Origin of the sequence: Mycobacterium sp. UM_Kg1 (genome assembly GCF_000972925.1) — a bacterium.
Lineage (GTDB): Bacteria > Actinomycetota > Actinomycetes > Mycobacteriales > Mycobacteriaceae > Mycobacterium > Mycobacterium hiberniae.
Genome location: NZ_JRMK01000121.1, coordinates 1 through 11,569 on the forward strand (window position 1 = coordinate 1; position 11,569 = coordinate 11,569).

At 69.0% G+C, this 11,569-nt stretch carries 8 protein-coding genes and 1 pseudogene; 3 read left to right on the forward strand and 6 right to left on the reverse strand.

The genetic code is table 11. The features are described 5' to 3' along the window. Both LI92_RS16520 and LI92_RS16525 read right to left on the reverse strand, forming a co-directional pair. The coding region (locus LI92_RS16520) for a type I polyketide synthase (protein WP_152665513.1) at positions 1 to 3,553 on the reverse strand (3,553 nt) is incomplete at its 3' end. A gap of 257 nt (positions 3,554 to 3,810) precedes the next feature. Continuing rightward, positions 3,811 to 5,463, reverse strand: coding sequence for a PfaD family polyunsaturated fatty acid/polyketide biosynthesis protein (locus tag LI92_RS16525; RefSeq protein ID WP_082109761.1), 1,653 nt, complete (start codon positions 5,461 to 5,463; stop codon positions 3,811 to 3,813). Between the two features lie 225 nt (positions 5,464 to 5,688). Between LI92_RS16525 and LI92_RS16530 the strand changes: the two genes are divergently transcribed. The 3 genes from LI92_RS16530 to LI92_RS16540 all read left to right on the forward strand — a co-directional run bounded on the left by LI92_RS16530 (position 5,689) and on the right by LI92_RS16540 (position 8,827). Beyond that, positions 5,689 to 6,570: a lysophospholipid acyltransferase family protein gene (locus LI92_RS16530; protein ID WP_046320697.1), complete on the forward strand. Its 882-nt coding sequence runs from the start codon at positions 5,689 to 5,691 to the stop codon at positions 6,568 to 6,570. Between the two features lie 63 nt (positions 6,571 to 6,633). Then, positions 6,634 to 7,197 carry a TetR/AcrR family transcriptional regulator gene (locus tag LI92_RS16535; protein WP_046320698.1) on the forward strand — a complete coding sequence of 188 codons (564 nt, stop codon included), beginning with the start codon at positions 6,634 to 6,636 and terminating at the stop codon, positions 7,195 to 7,197. Positions 7,198 to 7,324: 127 nt separating this feature from the next. Further along, a complete protein-coding gene (locus tag LI92_RS16540; protein WP_046320700.1) occupies positions 7,325 to 8,827 on the forward strand; it encodes a bifunctional phosphatase PAP2/diacylglycerol kinase family protein in 1,503 nt (500 codons plus the stop codon). A 5-nt stretch (positions 8,828 to 8,832) separates the two neighbouring features. On the opposite strand, the gene LI92_RS16545 is transcribed toward LI92_RS16540, so the two are convergent. From LI92_RS16545 to LI92_RS16560, 4 genes and pseudogenes are all read right to left on the reverse strand, one after another. Further along, a complete protein-coding gene (locus LI92_RS16545; protein WP_046320701.1) occupies positions 8,833 to 10,212 on the reverse strand; it encodes an acyl-CoA dehydrogenase family protein in 1,380 nt (459 codons plus the stop codon). 99 nt (positions 10,213 to 10,311) lie between these two features. Next, positions 10,312 to 10,803, reverse strand: coding sequence for an SRPBCC family protein (locus LI92_RS16550; protein WP_046320704.1), 492 nt, complete (start codon positions 10,801 to 10,803; stop codon positions 10,312 to 10,314). 11 nt (positions 10,804 to 10,814) lie between these two features. Then, positions 10,815 to 11,147, reverse strand: a complete 333-nt coding sequence (locus LI92_RS16555; protein ID WP_046320711.1) for an ArsR/SmtB family transcription factor — start codon at positions 11,145 to 11,147, stop codon at positions 10,815 to 10,817. A gap of 63 nt (positions 11,148 to 11,210) precedes the next feature. Beyond that, a pseudogene (locus LI92_RS16560) lies at positions 11,211 to 11,569 on the reverse strand (PE-PPE domain-containing protein); the annotation flags it as partial.

An 11,569-nucleotide genomic window follows, 5' to 3' on the forward strand; every position in this document is an offset into this window, starting at 1 on the left:
GCATCTCCACCGGATAGCCGGTCTTGTCGGCAACCACCGCCAACATGTCCCCGACCAGATCCACGCCCGCAGCCGCAGCCACCGGCGCGACCGCTGCCGGCGCAACCGGGGCCGGTGCAACGGGGGGAGCCGGCACCGGCGGGGCGCCGTTGCGGAACGCCGGCGCTGTGGGCGGCGCGGGCATCGGAGCCGGCGCAGCAACCGGGGGCGCCGTCGCGGTGCCGTTGTGGACCGTGGGCGCCGCGGGCATCACCGAAGCGCCGTTCGCGGCCGGGGCAGCCGGTGCGGGCGGTGGTGCCGGCATCGTGGGCGCCGCGTGGGCCGGGGCAGCCGGCGGAGCAGGCGCCGCCGCGACGGCGGGCACCGGCTGCGGCGGCACCACCGCGGGCGCGGCGGGATAGGCCAGCGGTGCGACCGGCGCGATTCCGGTACTGGAGACCAGCGTCTGCAGCAGGCCCTGCAGGTGGGCGATGGTCTGCTGCATGCTGCCCAGCGCACCGACCATGTGCGTCACCATCTCGGCGCCGGGGCCGGACATCAGCGGCGACGTGACCATGGGGACCTGCGCCGCCTGAACCGGCACCGGAACGTGCGGTGGGACCTGTGCCGGCAAACCGTTCGCCGCGGGAACGGTCGGGTCAGCTGGTGTCATGATGTGCTCCGATACGGTCGCGTGGCCGTTGTGGTCACTACGGGGGGAGGGTTTCTCGACGGCTCGGCGCACCGGCTCGTCGGTGATCTCGGGTCGGCCGAAGTTGGTGCCGTTGAGCTTGAGGGTCAGCTTGGGCACCGGCCGGGTCCGCGGGTCGTCGCCGAGACGATAGTCCGCCCACAGGGCTCCGAAGTTCATCGGGACGCCGGCGGCCACGAGCTGGGCCAGGCCCATCCACAGTGAGCGGATCCCGTTGCGGCCCTTGGCATCCAGCGAGACCGCGACATGCTCTTGGCCGGACAGGCATTTGCCGACGAGGTTGGTGAGCACCTGGCCGGGGCCGACCTCGACGAAGGTGCGGGCGCCGGCGGACCACATGGCCTGGATCTGTTCGACGAACCGCACCGGCTGCGCGATCTGGTTGGCCAGGGTGGCCTGCATCTGCTCGGCGCTGCCGGCGTACGGCGCGGCCGTCGCATTGGCGTAGACCGGCACCTGCGGTACCCCGAACGGAATGCCCGCGAGATACGCGGCGAACGGGGTGGCCGCGGCGCTGACGATCTCGGAGTGGAAGGCGGTTGCCACATCCAGCAGCCGCGCGTTGATGCCCGCGGCGCTGAAACGCTGCGCGGCATCGGCGATCGCCGCGCTGTCGCCAGAGAGCACCACCTGGTTGGGGGCGTTGTGGTTGGCGATGACCACCGGCAGCCCCCACTCGCCGAGCAGCCGGGCGACCTGGTCGGCGGGGGCGGTCACCGCGCACATGGCGCCATCGCTGCTGGCGGCGGCCTGGGCCATCAGCGCACCCCGCGCGCGGGCGATCAGCAGCGCGACGTCGTCACTGATGACGCCCGCCGCACACAGGGCGCTGACCTCACCGAAGCTGTGCCCGCCGACCGCGACCGGCGCGATGCCCAGCGAGCGGACGATAGACAGCAGGCTCAGGCTGTGGGCGCCGATGCCCGGCTGGGCCCATTCGGTCTTGGTCAGCTCGGCGGCCTGCGCGGTCCGCTCGTCGTCGGTGAACGCCGTCTTGGGCCAGACCACCTCGTGGAGGTCGCGGTCGGCGTTGAGCAGCCCGGCGCGCGCGAGCTCCCACGGCGCCAGTGCCGACTCGAAGAGCTGCGGGATGTCCGCGCCCATACCGACGTACTGGCTGCCCTGGCCGGGAAACAGCAACGCGACGGGGCCGGCCTGCCGGCACGAGTAGTAGTAGCCCTTCGGCGAGCTGAACGCTTGGGCGCCGGGTTCCTGCAGCTTGCCCGCGGCTTCGCCGAGCATGGTCCGCAGGTTCTCCACGCTGTCGGCGACGACGGCCAGCCGGTGCGGGCGGGTGGCGTCGTATGCCGCCTGGGTGCTCTGCGCCAGGTAGCTCAGCATGTCCGGGGAGTCGACCAGGGATGCGGCCAGCTCCGCGGCCTGTGCCGACAGCGCCGCCGCGGAGTCCGCCCCCAGGATGACCAGTTCGGAGTCCCAGGACCGGAAGCGCGGTGCGTGCTTGCCGGCGCCGGTGTACTCCTCGAGGGTGATGTGGAAGTTGGTGCCGCCGAAGCCGAACGCGCTGACCGATGCCCGCCGCGGCACGTTCTGGTCGGCGATCCAGGGCTTGGTCTGCGTCGACAGGTAGAACGGCGACGATTCGATCTCCAGGCCCGGGTTGGGCCGGTCGACCTTGATGGTGGGGGGCAGCACCTTGTGATGCAGTGCCATCACGGTCTTGAACAGGCCGCAGGCGCCCGCTGCGCCCTTGGTGTGACCGACCTGGGACTTGACCGAGCCGACGGCGCACCACTGACGGTCGGCGCGGCCGGACTCGTCGAACACCTGGCGCAGCGCGGAGAACTCGGCGACGTCGCCGGCCTTGGTGCCGGTGCCGTGGGCTTCGACCAGTCCGACCGTCTCCGGTCCGTACCCGGCGGCCTGGTAGGCACGGCGCAGGGCCTTGGCCTGACCGTCGGGGCTCGGGGCGTAGATGCTCTTGGCCCGACCGTCCGAGGAGGTGCCGATGCCGCGGATCACGGCGTAGATGCGGTCGCCGTCGCGTTCCGCGTCGTCCAGGCGCTTGAGCGCCAGCATCGACAGGCCCTCGCCGAGCATAGTCCCGTCGGACTGGTCGGAGAACGGGCGGCAGTCACCAGTGCGTGACAGGGCGGTGACCTTGGCAAAGCACATGAACATGAAGATGTCGTTGAAGGCGTCGACGCCTCCGGCGATCACCATGTCGGCCTCGCGCAGATACAGCTCGTGCAGGGCGATCTCGATCGCCGCCAGGGAGCTGGCGCACGCGGCGTCGACGACGCAGTTCGTGCCGCCCAGGTCGAAGCGGTTGGCGATGCGGCCGGCGATGACGTTGCCGAGCAGGCCCGGGAAGGTGTTCTCCTGCCAGGGGGTGTAACCGGCGGCCACGCTCTCACTGAAGGCGGCCAGCTCGTCGTCGGAGAGCCCGGCGGCGCGCAGTCCCCGCTCCCAGACCGGGCGGTGCAGCCGGCCGCTCATGTAGCCGGACATCTCGGTGCCGCCCGAGGAGCCCAGGACCACGCTGACGCGGTCCCGGTTGATGCTGGAGATGTCGCCGCCGGCGTAGTCCTCCAGAACCTGCTGCGCGACCCTCAGGGCCAGCAGCTGGGCGGTGTCGGTCGCGGGCACCACGTTGGGCGGGATGCCGAAATCCATCGGCGCGAAGTCGACGGGCGGCAAGAACCCGCCGCGGCTGGCGTAGACCTTGTCCGGCGTGCGCGGGTCGGCGTCGAAGTAGTCCTCGACGCGCCAGTGCGACTCCGGCACGTCGGAGAACAGGTCGGCACCCTCGACGATGTTGCGCCAGAACCGCTCGGCCTCGGGAGACCCGGGAAACAGTGCGCTGACGCCGACAACTGCGACAGGTGGGTGTTTGGCTTCCACAGATCTCCTTAACGAGGGCTTTGATGCAAAGCATCGAATGCCTATGTTCTGCCATCAGTGACGTGAGTCACAGGTAGGAGTTCACTGATCGTCCCCGATGGGCAAGCGTTGCCGGGACCCTATCAGAGAGTCGCAGGTCTCACACAGGATGCGTGCTGACCTGGGCCGACGCATAGGCTACAGTCATCTGCCCAAACGTGCCGCTGTTAACCCCACCGGTTGGCCAGCCGGGGAAGCGTCGCATCGGTGGCTGTGCATCACAGAGCCAACGGACGCGGGGCGAAGGCGAAGGCCTTGGCCGGAACAGGCACGCCGCAGGCACGCGCGGCACTGGCGCGGCTCACCTGGGCCGCCCCCTCGAGGAGGTTGAGCGCGACCTGCACCGCCTGGCGGTTCTCGCACGGCTCCAGGTAGCTGCCCGCCACCCAGCTGTTGAAGGCGCCCATGGCCGGGCCGCACCAGATCTGGTAGTCCAGCGCCCGCTCGGGGATGCCGCTGATCGCCCACCGGCTGGACTGCCCCAGGTACCAGCGGAAGACCAGCGCCATCTGATACTTCGGATCCCGTGACGCCAGCTCCAGCACCGCCGGGTCACGCTGCTGCCAGTACCGCTGGGTGTCCTCCCACACCTCGGCGACCGTGGCGCCCAGGATCTTCTCCAGCTCCGGACCGTGCTTGGCGACCACGCTGGCCAGGTCGGGATTGCCGGCGTACCACTCGTAGAGCTTCTTGCCGCGCGGAGCGAACATCGTTCCCCGCTTGAGCACCTGCAGGTTGACGCCCATTTCGAACATGTCGGACGCGGGAGCCATCATCACGTCGGCGATGCCCGCCTTGGCCAGCATGGCGCGCCCGGCGGGAGACAGGCCGGACTCCACGCAGGCCTGGTTGACCGTCCCGGTCAGGACATAGGCCGCACCCATCGCGAAGGCCCCGGCCACCGCCTGCGGGGCGCCCAGGCCGCCGGCGGCGCCCACCCGCACCCTGCGGTGCAGCGGGTGCTGCCGGGCCAGCTCATCGCGAAGCATGACGATTTCGGAGAACAGCGCCGGCAACGGCCGGTTGTCGGTGTGCCCGCCGCTGTCGGACTCGACGGTGATGTCCTCGGCAACCGGCACATACTGGGCCAGTTCGGCTTCCCGTTCGGTCAGCTTTCCGGACGCCACCAGCGCGGAGACCAGCGCCGCCGGCGCCGGTTGCATGAACATGCGCGCCACCTCGGGCCGGGAAACCTTGGCCATCACATGGTTGCGCCGCACGATGTTGCCGGCCGGGTCGGTGTCCAGGCCGGCCAGCGCGCAGTGCACCACCGCGGGCGTCAGCTTCATGAAGGCTGAGGCCTCGATGACGGGCACTCGGCGCTGGATGAACAGTTCCGCGACGCGGGTCTCAAGCGAGACCTCGTTGGGTGAGTGGATCAGGTTGGCGCCCCAGGCCAGGCCCGGCCGGCCGGCCAGGGCGGCCTGGATTTCATCGAGTCCGCGTTCCACCGCTTCGTAGGAGAGCCCGCCCGCGCCGAACATGCCCATCATTCCGGCTTCGGCCATCGCGATGACCAGCGCCGGCGTCGCGATGCCGTTCGCCATGGCTCCGGTCACATAGGGGAAGCGAACCCCGTGCGCCTCGCAGAACTCGCGGTCGCCGAGCCACTCGGGGTAAATCGGAGGCAGTGTTCCCACCAGCGACAATTCCGATTCGCCGGCACCGACAACCGCGCCGTCCAGCGCCAGGCCCAGCATCCCGGTGGCCGTCTCGCGCACCACATGAACGGGGTGGCGCACATTGCCGACGATGTCGGCGATGTCGTCGGGAGCAAATGCCGCCGGCGTGGTGGTGGCGCGCCACCCCAGGGCGGGGCTACCGCCGGGCCCGCTGCGTTGCTCCAGTACGGCGCCAGGTCGCTCGTTCACAGTAGGTTCCTCTCGATCACCGGATTGGATTGCGGGCGGCGCAGAGCTGTCCACGCGCACAAGCCGGGAAAACGATGCGATTTTCTCACGGACCGCTCCCGCGCCGGCGCCTCCCCGCCGCCACTTTCCAGACAAACTAGTTCGTTTGGCATTGTGCTATTCTGGTCCCTACGGGACGCCGGCCTACCAGACTTCCCGCCCGGACCCAGAAAGGACCGCACGCAGATGACCGGTTCCGCCGTGATCGATTCGCCCGAAGAGCTCGCCCAGCGCTCGCCGCGCACCCCCCGGGAGCGGCTGCTGCGGACGGTGCTGTCGGCCACGGCCGACAGCCTCGAACCGGTCATGAGCCTCTATCAGCCCTACGTCGAGGGTCTGGAGAACCTGCCGGCCGATGGACGCTTCCTGCTCGTCGGCAACCACACCCAAGTCGCGGCCGCCGAAATTATCCTGATCCCTTATTTCGTTCGTCAGGCCCTCGGAAAGCAGGTGCGCGCCCTGGCGGACCGCCAGTTCGGCAAGGGCGGCAAGTTCCAGGCGGACCTGTTGGCCGCCTACGGTGCCGTCATCGGGTCTCCCGAGGCCGCCGCCGAACTCATGGCGGCCAATGAGCCGATTCTGGTGTTCCCGGGCGGGGGCCGGGAGATCTCGAAATTCAAAGGCGAGCAGTATCAGCTGCGCTGGGAGAACCGCTACGGGTTCGCCCGGGTTGCCATCGAGCACCAGTACCCGATCGTGACCGCCGCACTCGTCGGCGGGGACGACCTCTACACCAGCATGACCACCCGCGACGGGCTCTACGGCCGGGCCAGCGAGTGGATCAGTCGACGCATGGACGGGCGGCCCGACATGGCCATGCCGCTGCTGCGCGGTGTCGGCCCCACCCTGCTGCCCCGCGCGCAACGGATGTACCTGCGCTTCGGACCGGCGATCAGCACCGCGCGGCCCGCGGACATCAGTCCGGACGCTTGGATCAGTCAGGTCAGAGACGACACCGCCGCCCAGTTGGAGGCCGATCTGCTCGACCTGCAGAACATCCGTGCCGCCGACCCCTACCGTTCGCTCAACCCACTGGCGTGGCGATCAGCTGCTCGGCCGGCATCGTGACCGGGCTCCCTGCACGTCGTCTCGACGGCCCTCGACGCCGCACCGCTGGCTAGGATTCCCTCGATGCGCAACCGAGCGGAATTACGCGACGAGATCTTCGCCGCTGCTCGCGCAGAGTTTGCCCGGTACGGCCTCGCCGGCGCCCGCATCGACCGGGTGGCCAAGGAGGCCCGGGCGAGCAAGGAGCGGCTCTACGCCCACTTCGGGGATAAGGAGAACCTGTTCCGCGAAGTCGTCGCCGCCGACACCGCGCAGTTTCTGGGCGCCGTCGTCCCAAGACCGGAAGCGCTGCCCGAGTTCGTCGGCGACATCTACGATCTCGCCCGCACCCATCCCGAACACATCCGCATGATCACCTGGGCACGGCTGGAGCAGCTTGAACTCATCCCGCCCGACCCCGACAAGTTGCCGGCAATCGGATCCGCCGTCATCGCCGCCGCTCAGGCCGACGGCCACGTCGATCCCCACTGGGATCCCGATGAGCTGCTGGTCATGCTTTTCGGCATCGGGATGGCCTGGGCCACCTGGTTGGACCCCAACGCCGCCACCGACGACGCGGCCACCGTCGCCGCACGCCGGGCCGCCGCTGTCGAAGCCGCCGCCCGACTGATCACCGTGCGCAGCTGAGCTCCCCCGCCCCGGTCGGCGAGCATCGGGTGAGTTGCTCGATCGCCAAATGGGTATAGGGCTCCCGGTACAACGCCGGCGACGGCGCCCCTCAGACCCCAGGAGCACTGCCGTGGCCGAGCCAGCGATGACGCCGTTTCCCCGCCGCCGTTCGGGCCTCGAACAGATCACCGAGGGTCTCGCCGAACTCGACGCCGAGGTGTTCGAGGCGATCGCACATTCGCCGAGCAGACTGCTCGACACCACCATGCCCCCGCTGACCCGCGCCGCCGACCACTCCAAACTGTGGCTGGCGCTGGCCGCAGCCATGTCGGTGGCCGGTGGCCCGGCCACCCAGCGCGCCGCCGCCCGCGGCGTGGTCAGCCTGGCGCTCACCAGCCTGGTGACCAACCAGGTGATCAAACGCATCCAGCCGCGGGAGCGCCCGAACATTCTGTTGGTGCCCCTGCTGCGGCGGGCCCGCCGGCGCCCCCGGTCGAACTCGCTGCCCTCCGGGCACGCGGCGAGCGCGGCGGCGTTCGCCATCGGGGTCGGCCTGGAGAATTCCCTGTTGGGTCTACCGGTGGCCGGGCTGGCCGCGCTGGTCGGGCTGTCCCGGATCGCCACCGGGGCCCACTACCCCGGTGATGTGCTGGCCGGGTTCGGTATCGGCGCCTCGATCGCGGTGCTGGGGGCAAAGCTGGTGCCGCCGATAGCGGCCCCGCCGACACAGCGCGCCACCGCGCTGCGTGTTCCCTGCGCCGGGCGGCCCGACGGAGCCGGCGTGACGTTGGTGGTCAATCCCGAGTCGGGCGGCGGGCGCGCCGCCAAGGTCGCAGCGCAGGTGCGCGAAGCCCTGCCGGCCCTGTCCATCGTCGAGGTGAACTCCTGCGACGACTTGGCGGAGTCGTTGCGGCACGCCGCCGACACCGCGGAGGTGCTCGCGATCGCCGGCGGTGACGGGTCGGTCGCCACAGCCGCTCACGTGGCGGTAGAACGCGACATGCCGCTGGCGGTGTTTCCCGGGGGCACGTTGAACCACTTCGCCCGCGACATCGGCTGCGACACCACCGCCAAAACCATTCGGGCCATCGCCGAGGGCAGCCTCTCACGCGTGGACGTGGTGCGCTTCAACTCCGAAACCACCGTGATCAACACCGCCAGCATCGGCGCCTATCCCAGCTTCGTCCGGCGTCGAGAGCGGTTGCAGGGCAAGCTCGGCAAGCCGATGGCCAGCGCGTACGCCATGCTGATGACGTTGCGCCGCGAGCAGCCCGTACGTATCGCCTTCGACGACCAGACCGTGCAGACGTCGCTGTTCTTTCTCGGCAACTCGTCCTACCAGCCCGACGGCTTCGCCCCGGCGGTGCGGCAACGGATGGACGACGGGTTGTTGGACGTGCGCATCCTGGAAGCCGGGCGCCGATGGTCCACCCTGCGAGTCCTGGGCGCGTTGCTGACCGGCCGGCTGCAGCGCAGCCGGCTCTATCACGAGCTGCGGGTCCCGCAGTTCCGCTTCACCGCCGTCGAGGGACCGGTGCCGATCGCGCATGACGGCGAGGTCGACACCGATTGCAGTCAAGCAGATTTCACCGTCTGCTATCGCGCCCTGCAGGTGTTTCGACCGCTGCCGTCAGCAGGCCGCCGATAGCCGATTCATTTCGGTGGCTGCAGCACTTTCATGGCTGCCCGCAGCACCGGCGCGGGGATCCGGTGCTGCATCGCCAGCGCGCCGGCCGCCGCCCGGGTGCGCAGCGGCGTGCCTCGGCCGAACATCCGGTTCAACGGTCCGCCCGACGGTTCGATCTCGACGTGCAGGGGCGGTGCGCCCACCGACGCGCCCAGCGCTTGAGCTATCACCATCTGCTGAATCTCGCTGGTTCCCTCGAAGATGGTGTACAGCTTGGCGTCTCGGTACCATTTGCCCACCGGGTGGTCGTTGATGTAGCCCCATCCGCCCAGGGTCTGCACGGCGCGCTCGGTGACGCGCACCGCGGTCTCGCTGGCTGCCAGCTTGGCCATCGATCCCTCACCGCGGGAGAATTCGATGCCGCTGGCCGCCATCCATGACGCCCGCCAGGTCAGCAGCCGCGCGGCGTCGACCGCGGTGGCGAGCTCGGCCAGCGGGAAGGCGATGCCCTGGTTGTCGATGATCGGGCCGCCGAAGGCCTGGCGGCGGGTGGCGTAATCGGTCGCGTATTCCAGTGCGGCACGCGCGATCCCGATCGCCTGCGCAGCCACCATCGGCCGGGTCTGCTCGAAGGTGCTCAGGGTCGCCGAGTCTGGCCGCAGCGCCCCGGCGGCGATTTCTCGGGCCCTGGCCAGTTTGTGATCCAGCTTGTCCTGCCCGCCGAGCAGGTTTTCGGCCGGAATACGAACCCCGTCGAACCGCAGTTCGGCGGTGTGGGAGGCCCGGCAACCCAGCTTGTCGAGTTTGCGCACCATTTCCAGACCGGGCACGCCGCCGGGGACGACGAACAAGGCCTGCCCCCGGTGGCCCAGTTCCGGGTCGACGACGGCGTTGACCACATGCACATTGGCGATGCCGCCGTTGCCGATCCACATCTTGTGCCCGTCGATGATCCAGTCGTCGCCGTCGCGGCGCGCCGTGGTGCGCAGATTGCGCACATCACTGCCGCCTTCGGGTTCGGAGATCGCCAGCGCCGCGAGCTTGAGATCTCCTGGCGTACCAAAGCATTCGGGTGCCCACTGCAACATCTGCTCGGGTGTGGCGGCCTGCCCGATCGCCGAAAGCGCCAACGCCGGCATCACGATCGCCAGACCGATCCCGGCGCAGCCCCAGAACAGTTCTTCCATGAACATCGGCAGCGACAGTCCCGTCGCGTCGCCGATCAGATCCCGGTAGAACAGCGGGCTGTAGAAGCCGCGGGTGGCCGCCTCCTGCAGAACCGGCCACGGAAACTCCTGGCGCTGGTCGTAGCCCAGGGCGACCGGCCGGATGACCGACTCGGCGAATTGATGGGCACGGCGCGCCAGATCATGCTGCGCTGCTGTCGGCGTGAGGTCGAAGGCCATAGCGGGGTCCTTGCCGTCCTTGCGGCCAGGTATAGCCGCCCGAAGACCTGGAATTGCCGCCCCGGCGCCCGCTCAAACGCGCCGGCCGGCGTCACCGCGTCAATTCACCGAGGCGACCACGGTGTCGATCTGATTCAGCGCCGAGGTCGCGCCCTCGACGACACCCATGTCCAACACCTTCTGCAGATCCTCGGCGGAGGCATATGTCCCCACGTATGTCGCGCGGGTTCCACCCTCGTGCTCGGTGAAGGTGTAGACGTTCCTGGAGGTCGGCATCTGCGGATCCGGGTTGAAGTCCAGATCGGCGAAGCCGTCGTCGAAGGTGAAGCTCCGCGGCTCGTCGACGGAAATGATCTGCCAGTATCCTGCGTACTTCTCACCGTCCGGGCCGGTCATGAAGTAGTTCGTGCGGCCGCCGGGAGCGAGGTCGTGGTCAACCACGGTCGCGGGAAATGTCGGCGGCCCCCAAACCTTTTCCAGCTGCCGCGGGTCGGCGTAGATCTGCCAGATTCGTTGCACCGGCGCGGCGAAGTCGGCGGTGATGGTCAAGGTCAGGGTCTCGAGGTCGTGTTGGACGTCGATCACAGGCATGGTGCGTGCTCCTAGCTCTCTTCGGATGAGATGAGTTCGTCGATACGCGCGATGCGACCACGCCACACCTGTTCCAACTCGGTGAGCATGGACGCCACCGAGCGCACCGCGGCGACGTCACCGCGGGCCAACTGCTCACGGCCGCTGCGGCGCTTGGTGAGCAGGCCCGACTTCTCCAACACGGCGACGTGTTTTTGCACCGCGGCAAAGCTCATCTCGTAGCTCACCGCGAGTTCCGAAACCGAGTGCTCGCCGGCCAGAACCCGGCGCATGATGTCCCGCCGGGTGCGGTCGGCAAGTGCGTGGAACAGGGCGTCCACCTTGTCGTCGTCGAGCGTGATCACCCGCCAATCGTACAACCATTTGGTTGTACGTTGTCAAGGTCGGCCGATTGAGCCCTGCTCGGATCAGACCAACGGGAACCAGTAGTCGAGAGTGTCCTCGACACCACCCCAGTCGATGCCCATCCAGTCGGTGAAGAAGTCTTCGATCCTGCCGAAGCCGGCATAGACCATTTCCACGATCGAGTTGAACATGCTGACCCACCAGCCGCTGTCGATCAACCCGTTGCCCAACGCGGTGATCCAGGCGCTGAACTGGTCGATGTCACCGGAGATGCCGATGTTGGTGATCAAGCCGTCGGCGGTGGCCGTATGGTCGGCGACCTGTTCGGGGGTGAGCCCCAGATACATGACGTGTCCCCAGAACGTACCGAGGATGGAGGTGGACGTGTAGTCGTCGACGGGGTCACCGGGGAAGCTGTAGA